This is a genomic window from Psychrilyobacter sp. (assembly GCF_037132775.1).
GTDB lineage: Bacteria > Fusobacteriota > Fusobacteriia > Fusobacteriales > Fusobacteriaceae > Psychrilyobacter.
Genome location: NZ_JBAHZY010000023.1, coordinates 17,236 through 39,055, shown reverse-complemented (window position 1 = coordinate 39,055; position 21,820 = coordinate 17,236). Strand labels below are relative to the sequence as shown.

Genomic DNA, 21,820 nt, shown 5'->3' with positions numbered 1-21,820 from the left:
GTTCTAATATATTAAAAACGAGAAGCAATAATTAAAGAATTATTACTCCTCTTTTTATAAAAGTTTTACATTAATTTTTAGAGTTTACACAAAACTTGCAACAGCCCCTTCTTGGCATGTTTTTTTATTTATAATTTTTAGAAAATAAAAAATTATTGTTCTTTCATAATTTTATATTCAGTCTTAATCATTCTTAAAGTCTTACATTTTTTTTTATTCATCAAATTTCTCAAAATTTTTTATTGAAACAATGCCTTTATCTTTTGTTATTATGCCCATTTCTTCTAATTTTTTCAAAAGTCTTTGAAGGTTTCTAAGATTCATATTGAGACCTTTAGCTAATTTTTTTGTGTTGGATGTTTTTATGGTTTTTAATCGCTCTAAAGCCTTAACTATAAATTCTTTATCAGAGTATAAAGCCTTTTCCTAAATAATGACTGCTCTCTTTGTATTTTTCTTTAGTGGTCATAACAATAAGTTTTCTTAAAATTTCATCTTTATTTTATATTTTTAAACTCATCAGTTCAAAAAATGGAAGATAAGCAATCTCGGTATTTTCCAATACATGCATATCCATTCCAAATTTTTTTTCACACTCATTTTTATTTTTATCAATAAAACATTCTCCAATACCAATTATATTTCCTGAGGAAAAATATCTATAGAATTCTTTTCCATCTATAGTATATGAGATCAATTCAACTTGTCCCTTTAGTATATAACAAGCTCCTAATTCATTATGGAGTATGTCTACTACAATATCTCCCTCAGTAAAATTTTTTATTGTTATAGAATCTTCAAATTTTGTTTCTATAAGCTCTGTTAAATTTAATTTTGAAAGTATATTTGACTTTATCATGATTTAGACCTCTTATGATTATATTTTTTGAGCTGTAGTTTCTAATTTAATTTTATATCAATTTAATTAAAAAATCAATTTTAAAAATAAATATATCAATAATTTTATGGTTTATAGCGACAATTGTCACTTAAAAGAAAAAATTAAATGATAAAATAGTCATCGATACAAATTAAATGATTTAGGGAGGAAAAATATGAAACAAAAAAAATTTTTTATTTTTTAATGTTTTCTGTATTAAGTTTTTCAGAAAATGAGATGATTAAGAAAAGAAGTGAGGAGAATTATAAAATTTCTTTAGGATTTATGGGAGGATATGGAAGTAAACTTTATAAAGTCCATGGAAAAAATACACGTTATGTTCCTATTGTAGGTTTAGTCAGCAAAAATTTTTATATTTTAGGTACTGAACTTGGTTATAAAAAAGAATTAAATTCTAAAATTTCTATTACTGGATTTTCACAGTTATTTGGTGGTGTTTCTTTACAAGGTATTGGAGGAACACAACTCAACAATTCAGATATGGAGAAGGGTTATAAAGGAATCAATGATAGAAAAACACAAATAGAATTTGGATTTAGATTAGGTTATGAGACAAAATATCAAGACATTAAACTCCTAACCGAACTAAGAGGTGGAGAAAGAGGTAATTCAGGTAAAATATCTGTAATCAAACCTATTTTTGTAACAAAAAAATTGCTAATTATTCCACAAATTAATCTTACGCTATTAGATAGCGATATGGTTGATTATTATTTCGGTATAACTGAAGATGAAGTTAATAACCCTAAAAATACAAAATTAAACAAAATCTATAACCCCAATGATTTTGAATTTGCATCATCAATGGGTTTAACAGCAAAATATAATTTCACATCAAAATGGTCTGCGTTTACAATAGCGGAAATACAATATATAGGAAGTGAAGTCGGGGATTCTCCTATTGTCAATAGTCGAACAAATTATTTTATAGGGTTAGGTTTGAGATATGATTTTTAAAAAAGTTAATAAAGTTAATGGGGAACATTATACTTCTCACTAAACCACTAGAAAAAATGTTGACTTTCTTTTGTTTTAAAACTATACTTTTATTGTAATAATGGAACGAAAAGGAGGTTTTATAAGTGGAAATCAACGGAATAAATGGAATACACTTCAAAATATTAGAAAACCATAGAATTAAAATTAAAATTTTACCAGATTATGGTGGAAAGATAATTTCTATTATTAACAAAGAAAATAAAAGTGAAATATTGTTTCAAAATTTTAAAATTTTAAAAACTCCAACTTATGGAAGTATTTTTTCAGAATATGATTCAAGTGGATTTGATGAATGTTTTCCATCTATAGATGAATGTATTTATCCTGAAGGGAATAGAAAGGGATTAAAAATACCTGATCATGGAGAAGTTTGGACTATGCCTTGGAAGGTAGAGATAAAAGGGAAGAAAGCTTACTTAGAAGTTACAAGTGAGAAGTTTCAATATACTTTAAAGAAAACCATCAATTTAGTTGATAATAAAATTAAAATTGATTATCAGGTAATCAATTTTGGCAGTGACGATTTAGCTTATATTTGGGCACCTCATATGTTACTTAACTGTGATGAAAATACCAAAATAGTTGTACCAAATCATTTAGATAAAGTAATAAGTTTAGAATCATCTAGTACCCATTTAGAATATATGAAGGAATACAATTATCCATATACAATAGATAAAAATAATGAAATATTTGACCTGTCAATGGTTGAGAAGTTAGATAAAAACAACTGTGAAAAATTTTATTTTTTAGAGCAAACATCCTGGAGTAAGATAATAAATTTAAAGACCAATGAAAGTGTGATCGTAAGAGTTCCTGTTGATAAAGTCCCATATTTGGGAGTTTGGAGAACTCAAGGAGGTTACCGTGGGGATTATAATATAGCCTTAGAACCTTGCACAGGGATCTATGACAGTGTCGAAGATGGTATAAAAAGAAACAAGATTCAGAGGGTGAAAAAAAAGACGAGTAATACTTGGTGGTTAGAGTTAGAACTAAAGTAAAGAAAGGAGGGTAAAAAATATGTATTTTGGAGTAGATTATTATCCTGAACACTGGGACATAGATATGATAGATGAAGATTTAACTAGGATGAAGGAAATGGGAGTAAACATTGTTAGAATCGGGGAATTTGCCTGGCATTTAATGGAACCCAAAGATGGGGAATATGATTTTTCATTCTTTGATATGGTTATAAAGAAAGCTAAGGAAAACAATATAAAAGTAATGTTTGGTACTCCTACTGCCACATTTCCGGCTTGGTTAGCTAACGAACATCAAGATATTTTATCCGAAGAGATTGATGGAAATAAAAGAATATTTGGCGGGAGACGTCAATATTGCTATACTTCAAGCACATATAGAGATTACAGTAGGAAAATTTCAAAAAAGTTAGTTACCCACTATAAAGATGAAGAAACTATTATAAGCTGGCAGGTTGACAATGAATTTGGTCACGAAAGAAGCGACATGTGTTACTGTGATAAGTGTCATATAGATTTTCAAAATTTCTTAAAAAATAAATACCAAAATATAGATGAGTTAAATGAGAAATACGGAACTATATTTTGGGGTCAGACATACAATAATTTTGATGAAATTCCAATTCCCAAAACAACAATCACAACACACAACCCGGCACTCAGATTAGATTGGTCAAGGTATAGATCATTTACATTAAATCGTTATGCAATTGAGCAAATTGATATTGTAAAAGCAAATAAAGGGACTCACCAGCAGGTTACAACAAATGCTTCAGGAGGATTTTTTAATAAATATTTTGATCATGACGAACAGTTCAAAGAATTAGATTTTGCATCCTATGATAACTACCCTGTGTGGGGAGGATTAGTAGAACCTATGCCTCCAGAAGAGATTGCAATGACACTGGATTTCATAAGGGGATTAAAAGACGATAATTTCTGGATAGTAGAACAATTAATGGGGGCCCAAGGTCATGATGTAATAGGTTACCTGCCTCGTCCTAATCAAGCTAAGATGTGGGCTCATCAGGGTATGGCTCATGGGTGCAACAGTATGATCTGGTTTAGATGGAGAGGTATGACTAGGGGAGCTGAACAGTTCTGTTTTGGAATAATCGACCATGACAATACAAACGGAAGAAAATATAGGGAAGTTCAAGAGTTTATAAAGTATATGAAACCTCATGAGGAAATAGTAAATTCAAAAATAAAATCAGATGTAGCAATTTTATACAGCTATGATAATGTCTGGTCTTGGAGAATTCAAAAACAAAGTTCAACCTATAACTTTAACGATGAATTGGTAAAATTATATCGTCCTTTTTATAGAAAGAATTTAAACATTGATGTAATCCCAGCTTCCAGAGATATTTCTAAGTATAAAGTAGTTTTAATTCCTAATTTAATGATAGCTGATACTAAGTTAAAAGCTAGATTAGATAAGTTTTTAGAAGACGGTGGAAGAGTTGTATTTACATATCGTGCCGGAATTAGAGATACTTATAACAACATCAACTTTAAAGAAACTATCCCCTGTTCACTGAGAGAGATGGTAGGAGCGAGAGTAGAGGAGATAGAGTCATTAGGTGAAGGGATTTCAGCAGAAGTTAGCTATAACAATGAAAAATTTAAAGCTAAAGTCTGGAGGGATCTACTCAAGGTAGAAACAGCCAATGAGTTAGTTGGTTACAATGATTTTTATAAAGATTATTCTTGTGCAACTGAAAACGAATATAAAAATGGAAAAGTTTACTATATTGGGAGTAGCTTAGATGATAAATTAATGAATCTTTTATCAGATAGAATAATAGAGGGGCTAAATTTAGATGTTATAGATTCCCCTGAAAATTTAGAGATTTATAAAAGAATTTTAAATAATAAGGATTACTTCTTTATTTCTAATCATAGTGGGGAAGAAATAGAATTTAACGGGAAAATATTTAACCCTTACGAAATAAAAGTGGAGAAGAGATTATGTTAGAAAAAATAAGCAACTTAAATCATTTAGCAATACTGGAATTAATAAGGAAAGAAAAAGAAATTTCAAGAGCTGATATAGCTAAAAAAGTTAATTTAACTCCTGCAAGCATCACGAAGATAACTAAAAAACTCATAGCTCAAAATATATTGAAGGAATCTAAGATTGGAACTACTAGTGGAGGAAGACCACCTATACTTCTAACATTAAACAGTAAAGCAGGATATGTGATCGGCATCAACTTAGCTCCTGGATATTTAGAAGGGACAGTAGGAACATTAAAGGGAGAGCTAAAGGAAATTAAAAAAATTGACCTGACAAAAGATGTTCAAAAGGAAGAAGTTTTGTTAAGTATCACCGTTATGATCGATCATTTTATGAAAGGATATAAAGACATCCCATTATATGGCATCGGTTTAGCTTTTCATGGTTTAGTTGACAGCAGAGATGGAGTGAGTATCTATGCTCCCTACTATGGATGGAATGATTTTAATATCAAAAAACTCCTACAAATGAAGTATCACACCAATATAAAAGTTGACAACGATGTAAATGCAATGGCTATTGGTCAAAAAAGTTATCTGAGAATGAAAGAACATCAGAATTTTATCTTAGTTAACCTATCAGAAGGGATAGGAGCTTCAATTGTAAATGACAATATGATATTAAGAGGAAGCGGTTCAGTTGCAGGAGAGATCGGACATATAGTAGTTTCAGAAAAATCAAGCAGAAGATGTAAGTGCGGAAAGCTAGGCTGCTTAGAGACTTATATATCTCACGGAGCTCTACTAGATAAAGCTAAGGAGAAGAATTTAAACTTTAAAAATATCGATGAAATGCTATCAAACGGGGGGATTGAGGTACAAAAAATAGTTGATTCATCTGGAAAATATTTAGGCAAAGTTTTAGGAGATTTAGTAAATATAATAAATCCAGAATATATTTATTTAATAGGAGAGCTGGCTGAAAAAAGAGAAGATTTTATAAAAAAAGTAGAGGATGAAATTAAAAAATCAGCCTTAGAATATTCTAGAAATAATTTGAAAGTAGAAAAAATAACCTTAGGTTCAAAGATGGCTTTGTTAGGAGCGGTAACTATGGTAATAGACGAATTATTTACAAAGAAATAAATTTCAAAATCTTGGAGGAAGAGCAATGAAGGAACAATTAATAGCTAGGTTCAAAGAAGTATTTAATAAAAATTATACAAAAGCATACTTTACTCCTGGAAGAGTAAACTTAATTGGTGAACATGTAGATTATAATGGAGGTTGTGTCTTCCCCTGTGGTTTAACAATAGGAACATATGCAATTGTTAGATTAAGAGAGGATAATAAAATTAGATTATTTTCGGAAAATTTCAAAGAATCTGGGATATTAGAGTTTACTTTAGAAAAATTAATAAAAGAAAATAAGTGGACAGATTATCCACTGGGAGAGTTGAAAACATTTTTAGATGAAGGATATAAAATTGACAATGGGTTTGATATCTTATTCTTTGGAAATATACCGAATGGAGCAGGATTATCATCATCGGCCTCATTGGAAGTATTGACTGGATTTATCCTAAAGAGTTTATTTAGCTTAGATATTGAGATGATCGAAATTGTAAAGTTAAGTCAAAAGGCTGAAAATCTATTTGTAGGAGTAGATTGTGGAATAATGGATCAATTTGCAGTGGGAATGGCAAAAAAAGATAAGGCTATTCTATTAGACTGTAATACATTAGACTATCGCTACGTTACACTAAAGTTAGACAACCATAGCATCTTGATTGCAAATACTAATAAAAGAAGGGGCCTAGCTGATTCTGCTTATAACGAAAGAAGAAATGAATGTGATACTGCATTAGCGGAGCTCCAAACAAAATTAGATATTAAATCCTTAGGGGAATTAAGTATCGAAAAATTTGAAGAAAATAAAAACTTAATTAAAGATGAAATTAGACAAAAAAGGGCAAAACACGCTGTATATGAAAATGCAAGAACTGAAAGAGCAGTAAAAGCTCTCTCTCAAAATAATTTAAAAGAATTTGGGCTTTTAATGAACGAATCCCACATCTCACTTAGAGATGACTATGAAGTAACTGGATTATATCTAGATGCAATGGTAGAAGCTTTGTGGGAAGAAGAAGGAGTAGTAGGAGCTAGAATGACTGGAGCTGGATTTGGTGGTTGTACAGTTAGTATAGTAGAAGATAAGTTTATAGATCAAATTATTAAAAATGTAGGGAAAAAATATACTGAAAAAACTGGATTAACCGGGAAATTTTACAAGGTTAAAATAGGTGAAGGAGCAAGGGAGATATAATTATGGAGATATCAAAAAAAATAGATACTTTAGTAGATTATAGTATTAGAAATAATTTTATAGAAAAAGAGGATGAGATCTACAGTAAAAATACCTTGATGGATATTTTGAACTTAGATGATTTAAAGGTGTTCGATAAAGTTGAAAGCCAGGATAATATCAGTGAAATATTGGATGAAATATTAGATTATGCCTGTGAAACTAATCTAATACAAAATAATGTAACCGAAAGAGATCTTTTAGACAGTAAAATAATGGGAAGTCTCCTTCCAAAACCATCACAGGTGACTAAAAAGTTTGATGAAATAAAAACAAATGAGGGGATAAAAGCTGCTACTGCTTGGTATTATGATTTCTCTAATAAAAGTAATTATATTAGAGGAGACAGAGTTGCTAAAAATAAAAAATGGATTACGCCTACCAAATACGGTGACTTACAAATCACAATAAACTTATCTAAACCAGAGAAAGATCCAAAAGAAATAGCAAAAGCTAAGTTGATCAAAAAAGTTAGTTATCCAAAATGTCTATTATGCAAGGAAAACGTTGGATATATGGGAAGTTATACACATCCAGGAAGACAAAATCATAGGATAATTCCATTTGATTTTAAAGGTGATCCTTGGAACTTACAATATTCACCATATGTTTACTACAATGAACATTCAATAATTTTTTCCAGCGAACATAGAGATATGAGAATTGATAGAAAAAACATCACAAATTTACTTGATTTTATAGAACAAGTTCCCCACTACTTTGTTGGATCAAATGCTGATCTACCAATAGTAGGCGGTTCTATCTTAAGTCATGATCATTTCCAAGGTGGATACCATAAGTTCCCAATGGAAGTGGCAGAGATTATTCATAGAGTAAAATTTGAAGGATTTGAAGGTGTAGAAGCAGGAATATTAAAGTGGCCGCTATCAGTAGTTAGATTGACAGGTGATAGAGAAGAATTAATAGATTTAGGAAATAAAATTCTAACAGCTTGGAGAGAATACAGCGATGAATCACTTCATATACTAGCTTACTCAGAGAATGAACCGCACAATACAATAACTCCACTTGCAAGAAGAGTGGGTGAAAACTATCAATTAGATTTAGTTCTTAGAAATAATAGAACAACCGATGAACACCCCTTAGGACTATTTCATCCGCACAGTGAATTGCATCATATTAAAAAAGAAAACATTGGACTAATCGAGGTAATGGGATTAGCAGTTTTACCGGGAAGATTAAAATCTGAGTTAGACTCTCTTAAAGAGATAGCTTTGGAAGACAATTTTTTAGACTTGGTAAAAAATGATGAAACATTAGAAAAACACTACGATTGGTGTGTAATAATAGAGAAAAAATTAAAAGATGGTAAAACTACTTTTGAAACTGAGGTTGGAAGAGTATTTGAAAGAGTCTTAGAAGATGCAGGAGTATTCAAGCTAAACGAAACTGGGGTTAATGGCTTAATTAAGTTTTTAAACACAGTGAAATAAAAACTTTAACGCCATTATTTTCTCAATAAAAGGCCCTTAGAAATTTTTTTAAGGGCCTTTTATGTTAATATTTATAGTTCCATCTTCTCGTATTTTTTCATTATTTTTTCTAAGTTTTGTCTTTCTTCTAAAGACAGTTTTTCCTCAAAATATTTTTCTACATCATCTAATAAAATATTTTTTTCTTGAAGGTCCAACAAAAGTTTGATAGCTTCACTCGGATTTTTTGTAAAATTAGTAAATTTGGACTCAATCTCCAAAAGAATATAGATGTCGTTTTTAAAATGATATTTTAAACCCTCCAATAGATAACAAAATCCCAAAACTTCTAATTCTTCTATGGGACTTTCTTTAACTTCTAGAAAATCTATTTTATCTATCTCCTCTTTAAATGCCCCAAAGTTTTTATACATGGCTCTTTTGATTCCATTATCTTTTGCCTTCAATATTTTTTGACCTATTTCAGCTAAAGATTCATCATCTTTAAAAAATTTTATCTCTACACCTAGATCAAAAGCAAAACCTATCAAAGTTTTATGCTCCAACATCTCTTCTAAAAATTCTAAAGTTCCCTTTCCTATTCCAACCTCATCAAGGATTAAGGGTCGGATATTTTCTAAAGCTTCTCTTATCTCTTGCACTGATATACTAATCAATTTAATCATATAAAAAACCACCTATTTCTTCTTAAGATATTTTCTTGTGTCTAAACCTACAGCTATTATAATAATTAATCCCTTTATAATATATTGCCAATATGGGCTAATTCCTACATATGTTAATCCGTAGTTTATAACTGTAAAGATTATAACACCTGTTACTACCCCACTTATCTTTCCTACTCCACCACTGAATGAAACTCCACCAACTACACAGGCAGCGATAGCATCTAATTCATACATAAATCCAATATTGTTTGTTGCTGACCCAATTCTTCCTGCTTCTAAGAATCCAGCAAGAGCATAAAAAATTCCAGAAAGAATATATACCTTCAATAGATTATTCCTTACATTTACCCCAGAGACTGCTGCCGCTTCAGGATTTCCACCAATAGCAAATATATTTTTACCAAATTTAGTTTTATTCCATAATACCCAAGTAATAACAGTTGCAATAGTAGCATAGATTATCAGGTATGAAAAACGATATCCCGATATCTTAAAAACTCCTTGAGTAAGTTTTGAAAATCGTGGATCAAAGGATGCCACAGGTGATGCTCCTATCACGTCAAAATATAGTGAATTAGCACCATATACAATGATCATAGAACCTAAGGTTGCTATAAATGGAGTTACATGAAAAATTGCTATGACTATTCCATTTAATAATCCAACTATAGCACCTATTATTATAACTAATAATAAAACTGCCATTAAAGGCATTTCTCCTAAACTAGGAAACACCTTAGTTGCAGCACTAGTAGCTTGTAGAAGTGACGCTGATATTAGAGCCGCCATCCCAACTTGACGCCCTGCAGACAGGTCAGTCCCTTGAGTTACAATAAGACCCGCAACTCCTAAGGCAATAATTACTCTAACCGATGACTGGGTCAATATATTAGTTAAATTTCTAACCGATAAAAATGTCGGTTCCTTCATAACTATAAATACCAATAATGCTATTAACACCAGGTATATTGCATTTTCTGTTCCCCAATTCTGTAATTTTTTCTTATCCATACTTCCTCCAAATATCATAAAAATTTAGCCGATAAGGTCATTATTTTTTCTTGTGTAGTTTTATTTGTATCTACTATCCCTGCTATATTCCCATTACTCATAACTAGTATTCTATCTGTTGTACCCAACAGTTCCGGCATCTCAGATGAAATTATTATTATTCCCTTATCTTTTTTTGCCAATTCATTCATAAGTTGATAGATCTCAAATTTAGCTCCCACATCGATCCCTCTGGTCGGTTCATCGAGCATCAATATCTCAGGGTTTGTAAGCAGCCATTTTCCAATGATAACCTTTTGCTGATTCCCTCCGGACAGACTTCCGATGTGAGTTTTTTGAGTAGGAGTTTTAACTCTCATACTATCTATAACCCATTCTGTATCTAATTTCATCTTCTTATCATCCAAAAAATGTCCAGCTCCTTGATATACATCGATATTAGATATAGTAGAATTAAAGGTTATATCCAGTCCTGCAAATATACCTGTAGATCTACGTTCCTCTGTAACTAGTGCAAATCCATTTCTTATAGCTTCATGGGGATTTTTATTGGTTACAACTTTGCCATCTAATATTATTGTCCCTGTTTCCCTTTCTCTCATTCCAAAAATAGACTCCAGTATCTCTGTTCTTTTAGCTCCTACTAAACCTGCTATGCCTAGTATTTCACCCTTGCGTAATTTAAAGTTTATATCCCTAAAAGAAGGCTGTTGTTTGGCGGTAAAATCTTTTATCTCCAAGATTACTTCTTTAGGAACATTGGTTTTAAGAGGAAACCTTTCACTGAGATCCCTTCCAACCATCATATTGATAATAATATCTGTGGTAAGATCTTTAGAGTTATCAGTAGAGATCCATTTTCCATCTCTCATGACAGTCACTTCGTCAGCTATCTCTAGTATTTCTTCCATCTTATGAGATATGTATATGATTCCGCATCCTCTATCTCTTAGTTTATTTATTATTTTGAATAGCTGTCTTACCTCTTTCTCTGTGAGTGAAGACGTAGGTTCGTCCATCACTATGATCTTAGAATCATAGGAAACAGCCTTGGCTATCTCTAGCATCTGCATCTCTGAGACCGATAATTCGCCTACTTTTTTTCTAGGATCTATATCGATATCTAACTCATCAAATATTTTTTTCGTATCCTCATACATCTTCTTTTCATCTATAAAAAACCCCTTTTGAGGATACCTCCCAAGCCATATATTATCCATAACATTCCTCTGCAATACTTGATTTAACTCTTGGTGAACCATAGAAACACCACTATCTAAAGCTTCTTTAGGAGAGGTAAAGTTTATTTGTTTCCCACAAAATATAATCTCTCCATAATCTTTTTGATAGATACCAAAAAGACACTTCATCAGAGTTGATTTCCCTGCTCCATTCTCCCCCATAAGTGCATGAACACTAGATTCCCTTATTTGAATAGTAACCTTATCTAGAGCTTTTACCCCTGGAAACTCCTTGGTTATTTCTTTCATCTCCAAAAGAAATTTTTCTTCCATCTTTAAGATCCTCCTCTTTTTGTTAAAATAAAGCTGGGTAATAAAAACCCAGCTAGAATGTATTATTTAAAATCTGCAAGATTATCTTTGTCTACTCCTACATAAGGTATTCTTACGGCTTTTTTATCATCCAAGATCCACTCTGTTCCTTCAAGTGGATCTTTTCCAAGAGCTAAGTTATAAGTAAGGTCAAAAGTAGCTTGAGCTTGGTTTTTAGCATCATTTAGAACAGTTCCTTCTAATTCGCCCCTTTCAATCATTGCTAGAGCTTCTGGAAGAGCATCTATTCCAAATACAGGTATCTCTGATCTTCCTGCTGCTTTTAATGCCTCGATTGCTCCAAATGCCATTCCATCATTGTTTGCTATTACTACTTCTATCTTATCTTTATTAGGCCCTGCAATCCACGCATCCATCTTATCTTTAGCCATTGCTGTATCCCACATTCCTGTGTCTAAATGTAATGCTTCTGTCTTTATACCTTTTTCATTTAATGTTTTTACTACCCATTCAGTTCTAGCTTCCGCATCTGGATGACCAGGTTCCCCTTTTAATAAAACAAATTGAATTTTTCCATCTTTATTTAGGTCCCATTTATCACGGCTCTCCATCCAATGTTTTGCAATAAGGTCTCCTTGTATTACCCCTGATTCCTTAGAATCTGTCCCTACATAGTATATTTTGTCATATGAATTCATATCTTGCTCAGATGGTTCCTTGTTAAAAAATACTATCGGTTTATTTTCTTCCTTGGCTTTATTAATAATAGTTGGAGCAGATGCAGGATCCACTAAGTTTATAGCTAAAGCATCTATTCCCTTAGATAAAAATACATCTATCTGATCGTTTTGAGTAGATTGACTGTTTTGTGAGTCTACTAGATCTAATTTGACTCCCTTAGCAGTTGAAATTTTATTCAGATCTTGTCTCAATATAGACATAAAGTTATCATCAAACTTATAAATCGCTACTCCAATCTTCGGTGCTACTTTACCTTCTGTAGTTGCCGCTTCTTTTTCACCGCAAGCTGTTATTGCTGCTAGCATTGCCATTACCGTAAATGTTTTTTTCATATTCACCCTCCTAAAAATTTGTTTTTATTAAATAACCTTTACTCAAGTTTACCTCAAGTTTATTTCAATATCAATTAAATATAAATATAAATATAAATATAAATATAAATATCTCTAAGGTAAATCATCATCTACCAAATTGATTATTCTTTCAATCCAATTTTAATTTTTAAACAATATTTCTTTATTCATGATAGAAAGTATCTTTTCTGCTATAATACGGTATTTCTTTATTCATAATTTTAAAATATATTCCATAAATTTTTTTATAAACTTCATTTTTGTTCTATTATCATAATAAAAGTATAGTTCCAAAACAAAGAATAGTCAATATCTTTTTCTTTTGTTTTAAAAGTAATTTTTTTACTTCCATCTATACTTTATTAACTTTTTTAAATATGATATTTATATTCCTTTTTTATATAGAGTTAAAATTGTTTAACTTTGTTAACTTATTCTTATCCTATAAATTAAATAATAAAAAAAGATCGCAGATTTAAATTAATTTGCGATCTTTTTTTATTATTTAATTTATAATTTTTTTTATCCTACATTTAATCCCTTATCTCTAAATATTTGTCTAGCATCTTTCATCTCTTTCGCTGTGGGTTCTACCGCATCTTTTAATGGATAGTCAAGGTTCATCTCTTCCCATTTATGTGTTCCAAGTTGATGAAATGGAAGTAGTTCAATTTTTTCTACATTTTTTAATTTAGAAATATAGTCTGCTAATTTTTCTAAATTTTCCTTCCTATCTGTTATTCCAGGAACAACAACATGTCTTATCCAAACAGGTTTTCCTATACTATCCAAATATTCCGCAAACTTTAGAGTGTTCTCTAACTCTACTCCTGTCAGTTCCTTATAAGTAATTGGATTTATACTTTTGATATCTAGTAATACTAAGTCCACATATTCAAGAACTTCCTTTACTCTGTCATTAAATATATAGCCAGAAGTATCTATAGCTGTATGAATTCCTTCTTCTTTGGATCTTTTAAATAGAGCTTCTATATAATTCATTTGTACAAATGGTTCTCCACCTGTAATTGTTAATCCACCACCATTTCTAAAAAATGGTTTATATTTTTTTATTTCATTTATAGTAAATTCAATATCTCTTTCGTATTTGGCATCTTTAATATCCCATGTATCTGGGTTGTGACAATATTTACATCTTAGGGGACAGCCTTGTGTAAATACAATAAATCTGATACCAGGCCCATCTACTGTTCCACAACTTTCAAATGAATGTAACTTTCCTGTCAATTTCATCTCTTTCATCTCCTTTAGTTCACTTGACCATTATTTTATATGACATATAAATAAAAGCGGTAGTTAAAATTAATTAACTACCACTTTCAGACTATAACTTTTTATTACATAGTTGAGTTAATAGTTCTTCTTATAACATCTAATTGTTGTTCCTTAGTCAATCTAACAAAGTTAACTGCATATCCAGATACTCTGATAGTTAATTGAGGATATAATTCTGGTCTTTCCATAGCATCTTCTAATAATGATCTATCGAATACGTTAACGTTTAAATGTTGTCCACCTGTTGGAGAGAAATATCCATCCATCAATGAGATTAGGTTGTTTCTTCTGATTGAATCATCTTTTCCTAACGCTCCTGGAGTTATAGCAAATGTATAAGAGATACCATCATTTGCATCTTCAAATGGTAACTTTGCAACAGATGACATAGCAGCAATTGCTCCTCTTCTGTCTCTACCATGCATAGGGTTAGCTCCTGGACCAAATGGCTCTCCAGCTCTTCTACCGTCTGGTGTATTACCAGTCTTCTTTCCGTAGACTACGTTTGAAGTGATAGTTAATAGAGATTGAGTAGGTCTAGCCCCTCTATACATTTGATGACTTCTGATCTTGTTCATGAAATTTTTAGTGATCATGATAGCCAATTCATCAGTTGCGTCATCGTTGTTTCCGAATGGAATGTAATCTCCTTCGATCTCATAGTCTACTGCTAAACCAGTTTCATCTCTGATTACTTTTACTTTAGCATTTTTGATAGCTGCTAATGAGTCTGCAATGATAGAAATTCCTGCGATTCCATGAGCTTGAGTTCTATCGATCTCTAAATCATGTAATGACATTTGGAATGCTTCGTATGCATACTTGTCATGCATATAGTGAATTATGTTTAATGATTTAACATATACTTTAGATAACCAGTCCATCATTTGATCAAACTTTTCCATAACTTCATCGTACTCTAAGTACTCAGATGTGATAGGTGCGAACTGAGGAGCTATTTGTGCTCCACTCTTCTCATCTTTTCCACCATTGATAGCATATAATAATGCTTTAGGTAAGTTTACTCTGGCACCGAAGAATTGCATTCCTTTACCTATCTTCATAGGAGATACACAACAAGCGATTCCATAGTCATCACCAAATTGATTTCTCATAAGGTCATCATTTTCATATTGTAATGATGATGTATCCATAGATACTTTTGCAACAAATTGCTTAAAGTTTTCAGGTAAACTAGTTGACCATAAAACTGTTAAGTTTGGCTCAGGTGCTGCGCCTAAGTTATATAAAGTGTTTAATATTCTGAATGAAGTTCTACTTACTAAAGTTCTTCCGTCTACACCCATACCACCTATTGATTCTGTGATCCATGTAGGATCTCCTGAAAATAATTCATTGTAAGCTGGTGGTCTTAAAAATCTCACTATTCTTAACTTCATAACGAATTGGTCGATATATTCTTGAGCCTCTTCTTCAGTGATGATTCCTTCAGCAATATCTTTTTCAATATAGATATCTAAGAAAGTAGATACTCTTCCCAATGACATAGCAGCTCCGTCTTGATGCTTAGTAGCAGCAAGGTAAGCGAAGTAAGTCCATTGGATAGCTTCTTTTGCATTTGTAGCTGGTTTAGATACGTCGAATCCGTATGTATTACACATAACAATTAACGCTTTTAAAGATGCTATTTGTTGGGAAACTTCTTCTCTGCTTCTGATGATATCTTCAGTCATCTCATTTACATCTAAAGATTTCTTTTGAGCTACTTTATCTTCTAATAATCTGTCTACACCATAAAGAGCTACTCTTCTGTAATCTCCTATGATTCTTCCTCTTCCATATGCATCTGGTAAACCAGTGATGATTCCAGATCTTCTGGCTGCTCTGATATCATCAGTATAAGCTGAGAATACACCGTCATTATGACTTGGTCTATTGTTTTTAAAGAATTCAGCTGTTACTGGATCCATTTCATACCCGTAAGATTCTAATGCATTTTGAACAGTTCTTAAGCCACCTTTAGGGAATATAGCTCTCTTTAATGGTGCATCAGTTTGTAACCCTACAATACTTTCTAAGTCTTTCTCTATATATCCTGCTCCATATGCATCTACATTTGAAGGCATTTTAGTTTCTGCGTCATAGACACCTTTTTCTATTTCTATTTTAAACATTTCTGTTAATTTATCCCATAATTTTTTAGAATTATCAGTAGCACCTGCTAAAAATTCATCTCCACCTTCATACGGTGTATAGTTACTTTGTATAAAATCTCTTACATCGATCTCTTTTTTCCAAAGATCTCCTTTGAAGTTATTTAAATAATTACTCATTTTATTCCTCCTAAACCTAAAATATTGTTACCATGTGAAAAGTATAACAGTTTAAGCAAATAAAGTCAATAGTTTTTATTCACTATAAATTAACTTTCCTCGCGATTGTTAATTTTTAATTAACACTATATTTTTACTTTGATTTTCAAATTACACTTAATTATAACTCATAAGCCTTTAAAAAACAAACTCTATCTAGTATAATACCTATTTATTATCAAAGTTGTCATCTTTTATCTTTATACCGTATACAAAGTTCAATTTCCGAATATTTTGTATTGCTTTTTTATTGCTCGTGAAAAAAAGAATTACATAAAAAATTAAAAACACTCATATTTCAGCATTAATAATAAAAAAAGTATTAATGCTAAAATTCATCCCATCCATCTATAGAGGTGCTCATATTGTACGAAGTCACGTTACCTTCAAAGAAGTTAGCTTTTACATTTCCCTCTCCTTCTGTATCTGCTAATTTTTCCAGATGTTTGTAAGGATTTTTATCATATCCATCATATAGTTTATTTAATCCGAGACTCCTAAGCCTTTCATTAGCCAGCCATTTCGTGTAATCTTCAATAGTTTTTTCTGTGACTCCTAATATTTTTTTACCTATAATATGTTTACTCCATTTTATCTCCTGTTCTACAGCCACTTCAAACATCCCATAGATCTCCTCCTCACTGAAGTAATCTATATTTTCTTGTTTAATCTCATTTATCATATTCTGAAATAAGACTACATGGGATAGTTCATCCCTATTGATTAATTTAATAATATCAGAGGTCCCCATCATCTTATTTCTACTAGCTAGGAGATAGAAAAAATTAAATCCATTGTAAAAGTACAAAGATTCTAACAAGAAGTTAGCTACTAGTACCCTAGCAAAATTTTTATTGCTGGGAATATCTATAAAATCTTGATATATCTTTGCTATATATTGATTTCTCTCAAACAATATCTCATCATCTCTCCACTTATCATATATAAGGTTTCTTTTTTCCTTAGGCAGGATACTTTCTATTATATATTGATAGGATTGGGAGTGGATAGCTTCTTGATATGTTTGGATAGCTAGGATCAAATTTACCTCTGGAGCTGTTATATAATTTGAAATGTTCGGTATATTATTGGTTTGAATACTGTCTAGGAATACTAAAAACGAAAGGATTCCATCATATGCTTCTTTCTCTTCATCTACTAAACTCACATAGTCATTTTTATCCTGGGTCAAATCTGTTTTTTCGGGGATCCAAAAGTTTCCCATCATAGTTCTATATAAGCTGTTTGCCCATTGATACTTAACATTATTCAGGTTAAATATATTCGTTGTATCTCCGCCTATGATTTTTCTCTTATCCAAGCTGTCTATCCCATAGGGATTAAATATTTTTTTTCTATCCACTACAGCTTTCACACTCCTCTTTCTCCCTCATTATATTACTGTTTCTCTGGATAGTTCTGGTATAGTATATTGACTTACACTGGGTCTTCCACGCAGTCATTATAGTGTCATATATATCTTTAGCCTTTATATCCTTATTTAGGTCAAATAATAGTTCCATAGATACACCTTGAGTGACCCATCTAGAGATCTTACTCATTACATTGACATATTCTTTGGGATCTATTTTTTTAACTTCACTGTAAAACCAAGATCTATCATTTAGATGCTTTACTACCCTTGGAACTGCACCTTTTTGATTTTTTTCAATAAAAAATCTTGAAAACACAGGATTCACAGAAGCTGTAGCACCCATCAAGAGTGATGTAGAGGTATTAGGAGCTACTGCTGTAAGTTCACCATTTCTGATCCCATAGGTAGCTACCATCTCAAATACCTCTGACCACTCCTTTCCCCTCTCCGAGTTATCTATATAGTGTTGTTTTCCCTTCCCAAAGAATATTCCCCTGTCCCAGCTAGACCCGGAAAACAGCTTATACTGTCCTCTTTCTTTAGCCAAAAGAGCACTCCCTTTGAGGGTATAGAGAGCAATCTTTTCAAATAATTCATCTACCTCTTCTGCTGACTCCTCATATATAAGGTATCTATAAGCCAAATAATCAGAGAGGCCCATGGCTCCTACACCAATAGTTCTATATAACTCATTATGCCTGTCAGATTCTCTGAGGGGTGATTTTGTAAGCTCGATTGTATTATCTAGTAGCCTTACAGCTAAGATACTGATTTCCTCTAATTCTCTATCCTCTATCTCTGACAAATTTAGAGATAGTAGGTTGCAGGTATGAACCTCTCCCAATGTATTTTTAGATATTCCAATATTATCTTCTCTCGTCTCGTCAAATTTTTTCGTAGGAGAAAAATTTGAAAAACTTTCCATACAAAGATTTCCATTACCTATCATCCCTTTATGGGAATTATTATTCATTCTATTGGCTGTATCCTTAAAAAAGATGTAGGGCATCCCTGTCTCAATCTGTGTCTTCATAATTTCCTTTAGGAGTTCACGAGCACTTATTTTCTTCACTGTTTTTAGGTCCTCATCATTTTCAAGAGTTTTATAGATCTCTTCAAATTTTTCTCCATACAATTCGCATAGTTCAACATCATATTTCTTTCGCACTTCATATGGATCAAATAGGGTCCATTTTTTATTTTCTTCTACTCTTTTCATAAATAGGTCCGATACCACTACTTGGGGATATACATCATATGATTTTCCTCTCTGATCTCCATTTTCACTCTGAAGCTCTAAAAATTGTTCCATATCTATATGCCAAGTATCCAGTGCCACAGTCACAGCACCTGCTCTTCTGCCCTGCTGGTTTACAGCTACTGCTGTATCGTTTATTATCTTTATCCACGGAGTTACTCCTCCGCTGGCATTTAAATACCCATTAACGACCGATCCTTTTCCCCTTATTCTAGAAAGATTTACTCCTACTCCTCCGCCGTTTTTACTTATTTTTGCTATGGAATCTACATTATAGAATATAGATTCTATGTTATCATCTATAGCGCTTATAAAGCATGAAGCAAGATTTCCATTTGGAACTCTAAGGTTAGCTAAAATCGGTGTTGCCAAGGATAATTTTTTTAGGGATAAGACATCATAAAACTTTTTAACCCTCTCTATCCTATCTTCTTTTTCATTTAGAGAAAGCATCATAGATATAGCCATGAATACTTCTTGAGGTAACTCCCATACTTCACCACTATACTTTAATAGATATCTATTTACAAACATGTTGGCTCCAGCATAGTCATAGTTCATATCCCTGTCTGAAACCATATATTCATTTAATTCTATAATTTCTTTTTTTGTATAGCTTAATAATCTGTTATCATATAGGTTATTTTTACATAGGTTAGTTATGGTCTTATAAAAATCATTGTATGCATATCCTCTACCATGATATACTTCCCTTTCGATCTCCATCATTAGGAGTCTGCCACCGACATTTGCCCAATGGCTAGATTCAAAATTTGTCATAGATACAGTTAGGTTGATCAATGATTCCTGTATCCTTTTAGTTGTGATGTCTTCTTGGTAGATAGTTTCTATATGACTTTCCAATTCCACCATATTTACATCTAGCCCTTCACAGGCTTTAATTAGTTTTTCTCTGATCTTATCTACATCTATAGGTTCCCTTACCCCATCCCTATTGATGACCATCCTATTCATATTATTTTACCTCTTTTAAAAAACTATCCATAGTATAAAATTTACCATTGTATTCAATTATTGGAGCTGACATTATCTTAGCCTTACTGGCTACAACCCTTAATTCTTTAATATCCTCTATATATTCAAATTCTGCACCATCATTTACTAACTTAGATTTTAATTCCTCACACTGTCTGCAATTTTCTTTACCGTATATTTTTATCATTTAAAATCCCTCCTGTTGTGTTCATATGTTTTTTTATATACTATATATTGTATACTACATAAGTTTTACCATATAATTGTATAAATTACAATTATATAATGAATATGAAAAAGTAAGGTAGGAAAACTCCTACCTTACTTTTTCATATTCTTCCCTTGTATCTATATCTAAAAAATCATTTCCACCAGAAAAATCTAAATATTTTACACTCTTTAAATTTTTATTTATTATTTCTTTGCCACCTATATCTCCACTTAATCTTAGAAGTTCTTCCCTGTAAACTTTGCCAAATACCACAGGGCTTTTTCTCTCCCCTAGGAGTCTAGGAACCACTATATATCTATTATCAGAAATATCCATTATTTTTTTTATAATTTCCCTCCTAAGAAAGGGTTGATCCCCTGTAAAAAACATAAAATTAGAATCTATATCTGTATTTTTTACTCCTAACTTTATACTTTCACTTATTCCATTTTGTGGAATGTTGTTTATAATAGTTGTATAACCATATGACTTAGCCAGCCTCTCCACTTCTCTATACTGGGTAACCACTATAACACCATAAAAATTTATTTTATAAAATTGACGAAAAAGATGTTCAACCATTGGGATACCATCTTTTAAGAGTAGGAGTTTATTTTCCCCCATCCGTGAACTATACCCAGAAGCTAGTACAATAGCTGTAATCATGAGGTCCCTCCTATTATATTTCTAAAATATCTCCATAAAAATTTTCATCATATAATTTATTCTTTATTTCTTCCATAATTTTTAAATCTGTTACCAGATCTACCTTACTGAAAAATATAATCTTTTTACCCTTTGAATTTTTAAAGATCCCATCTTTTTTTAAAATAATTTTAATATAATCATCTATGGTAATGATATCCCCTTCCTTTTTATCCACTAACTTACAAAATAATTCTACCCTATGGATAAAATTTTTATCTATTGTTTTACCTACCTGGGTAAGATCTATTACACCTATGGTTATAGTGGTATTAGCACAGATAACTGGCTCACTTTTATTCCATCCCTTAAGGGGTTTCATTTGAGAACCATCTGCCTCTATAAAAGTATAGTCAAAATATTTTATCAGTTCTTCTAAATCTTTCGTAGGAAGACTAGATAGTTTATTCTCATATTTAGGAGCCACTAGATAGAGACTATTTTCCAAGGGAAGAGATACTGTTTCTAAAATTTTTATATCATGATAAAGATAGTCATAGTTTAATGGTATAAATATCTTGGTAGTTGTAGTTATAAGTACAGAGCTATCCCTACTATACTTATTGGATAGATGATTTAGGAGGGTGGTCTTCCCTCCTGCTCCTACTATGGATACCACATCCCCTTTTTTTAATTCTAAATCTATCATAAAAACAACCTCCCCTCAGCCTAACTCCGTGACTAAATTTTAATCT

18 protein-coding genes are annotated in these 21,820 nt (G+C 31.6%); 6 read left to right on the top strand and 12 right to left on the bottom strand.

Going from position 1 to position 21,820, the window contains the following annotated elements; genetic code table 11:
* Window positions 1–502: 502 nt before the first annotated feature.
* Entirely contained in the window at window positions 503–859 is a 357-nt protein-coding gene (locus tag V5784_RS01500) for a hypothetical protein (protein WP_336887280.1), read from the bottom strand.
* Between the two features lie 258 nt (window positions 860–1,117).
* On the opposite strand from V5784_RS01500, the gene V5784_RS01495 reads away from it, so the two are divergent.
* The 6 genes from V5784_RS01495 to V5784_RS01470 all read left to right on the top strand — a co-directional run bounded on the left by V5784_RS01495 (window position 1,118) and on the right by V5784_RS01470 (window position 8,664).
* The gene (locus V5784_RS01495) at window positions 1,118–1,858 is read left to right on the top strand and encodes a MipA/OmpV family protein (RefSeq protein WP_336887279.1); all 741 of its coding nucleotides are present in this window, start codon (window positions 1,118–1,120) and stop codon (window positions 1,856–1,858) included.
* A gap of 125 nt (window positions 1,859–1,983) precedes the next feature.
* Window positions 1,984–2,904 carry a DUF5107 domain-containing protein gene (locus tag V5784_RS01490; protein ID WP_336887278.1) on the top strand — a complete coding sequence of 307 codons (921 nt, stop codon included), beginning with the start codon at window positions 1,984–1,986 and terminating at the stop codon, window positions 2,902–2,904.
* Between the two features lie 19 nt (window positions 2,905–2,923).
* On the top strand, window positions 2,924–4,864 hold the full coding sequence (locus tag V5784_RS01485) for a beta-galactosidase (RefSeq protein WP_336887277.1): 1,941 nt from the start codon (window positions 2,924–2,926) through the stop codon (window positions 4,862–4,864).
* Window positions 4,858–5,991 carry an ROK family transcriptional regulator gene (locus tag V5784_RS01480; RefSeq protein ID WP_336887276.1) on the top strand — a complete coding sequence of 378 codons (1,134 nt, stop codon included), beginning with the start codon at window positions 4,858–4,860 and terminating at the stop codon, window positions 5,989–5,991. Before V5784_RS01485 ends, V5784_RS01480 begins: the two co-directional genes overlap by 7 nt.
* Window positions 5,992–6,016: 25 nt before the next feature.
* Window positions 6,017–7,171 carry a galactokinase gene (locus V5784_RS01475; protein WP_336887275.1) on the top strand — a complete coding sequence of 385 codons (1,155 nt, stop codon included), beginning with the start codon at window positions 6,017–6,019 and terminating at the stop codon, window positions 7,169–7,171.
* A 2-nt stretch (window positions 7,172–7,173) separates the two neighbouring features.
* Window positions 7,174–8,664 (top strand): UDP-glucose--hexose-1-phosphate uridylyltransferase, encoded by a 1,491-nt coding sequence (locus tag V5784_RS01470; RefSeq protein ID WP_336887274.1) that lies wholly within the window; start codon window positions 7,174–7,176, stop codon window positions 8,662–8,664.
* 71 nt (window positions 8,665–8,735) lie between these two features.
* On the opposite strand, the gene V5784_RS01465 is transcribed toward V5784_RS01470, so the two are convergent.
* The 11 genes from V5784_RS01465 to yqeC form a co-directional block, all read right to left on the bottom strand.
* Complete coding sequence (locus V5784_RS01465) at window positions 8,736–9,329, bottom strand: hypothetical protein (protein WP_336887273.1); 594 nt, start codon at window positions 9,327–9,329, stop codon at window positions 8,736–8,738.
* Between the two features lie 12 nt (window positions 9,330–9,341).
* Window positions 9,342–10,343, bottom strand: coding sequence for a galactose/methyl galactoside ABC transporter permease MglC (gene mglC / locus V5784_RS01460; protein WP_336887272.1), 1,002 nt, complete (start codon window positions 10,341–10,343; stop codon window positions 9,342–9,344).
* Between the two features lie 14 nt (window positions 10,344–10,357).
* Window positions 10,358–11,857, bottom strand: a complete 1,500-nt coding sequence (gene mglA, locus V5784_RS01455) for a galactose/methyl galactoside ABC transporter ATP-binding protein MglA (protein WP_336887271.1) — start codon at window positions 11,855–11,857, stop codon at window positions 10,358–10,360.
* 62 nt (window positions 11,858–11,919) lie between these two features.
* A complete protein-coding gene (mglB, locus tag V5784_RS01450; RefSeq protein ID WP_336887270.1) occupies window positions 11,920–12,930 on the bottom strand; it encodes a galactose/glucose ABC transporter substrate-binding protein MglB in 1,011 nt (336 codons plus the stop codon).
* A gap of 543 nt (window positions 12,931–13,473) precedes the next feature.
* On the bottom strand, window positions 13,474–14,205 hold the full coding sequence (gene pflA, locus V5784_RS01445; RefSeq protein WP_336887269.1) for a pyruvate formate-lyase-activating protein: 732 nt from the start codon (window positions 14,203–14,205) through the stop codon (window positions 13,474–13,476).
* A 104-nt stretch (window positions 14,206–14,309) separates the two neighbouring features.
* Window positions 14,310–16,541: a formate C-acetyltransferase gene (gene pflB / locus V5784_RS01440; RefSeq protein ID WP_336887268.1), complete on the bottom strand. Its 2,232-nt coding sequence runs from the start codon at window positions 16,539–16,541 to the stop codon at window positions 14,310–14,312.
* A 367-nt stretch (window positions 16,542–16,908) separates the two neighbouring features.
* The gene (locus V5784_RS01435; RefSeq protein ID WP_336887281.1) at window positions 16,909–17,943 is read right to left on the bottom strand and encodes a ribonucleotide-diphosphate reductase subunit beta; all 1,035 of its coding nucleotides are present in this window, start codon (window positions 17,941–17,943) and stop codon (window positions 16,909–16,911) included.
* Complete coding sequence (locus V5784_RS01430; RefSeq protein WP_336887267.1) at window positions 17,936–20,188, bottom strand: ribonucleoside-diphosphate reductase subunit alpha; 2,253 nt, start codon at window positions 20,186–20,188, stop codon at window positions 17,936–17,938. The genes V5784_RS01435 and V5784_RS01430 overlap by 8 nt, the downstream gene beginning before the upstream one ends.
* A 1-nt stretch (window position 20,189) precedes the next feature.
* On the bottom strand, window positions 20,190–20,396 hold the full coding sequence (locus V5784_RS01425) for a glutaredoxin family protein (protein WP_336887266.1): 207 nt from the start codon (window positions 20,394–20,396) through the stop codon (window positions 20,190–20,192).
* Window positions 20,397–20,525: 129 nt separating this feature from the next.
* Complete coding sequence (locus tag V5784_RS01420) at window positions 20,526–21,086, bottom strand: NTP transferase domain-containing protein (RefSeq protein WP_336887265.1); 561 nt, start codon at window positions 21,084–21,086, stop codon at window positions 20,526–20,528.
* A 13-nt stretch (window positions 21,087–21,099) separates the two neighbouring features.
* The gene (yqeC, locus tag V5784_RS01415) at window positions 21,100–21,774 is read right to left on the bottom strand and encodes a selenium cofactor biosynthesis protein YqeC (protein WP_336887264.1); all 675 of its coding nucleotides are present in this window, start codon (window positions 21,772–21,774) and stop codon (window positions 21,100–21,102) included.
* Between the last annotated feature and the right edge of the window lie 46 nt (window positions 21,775–21,820).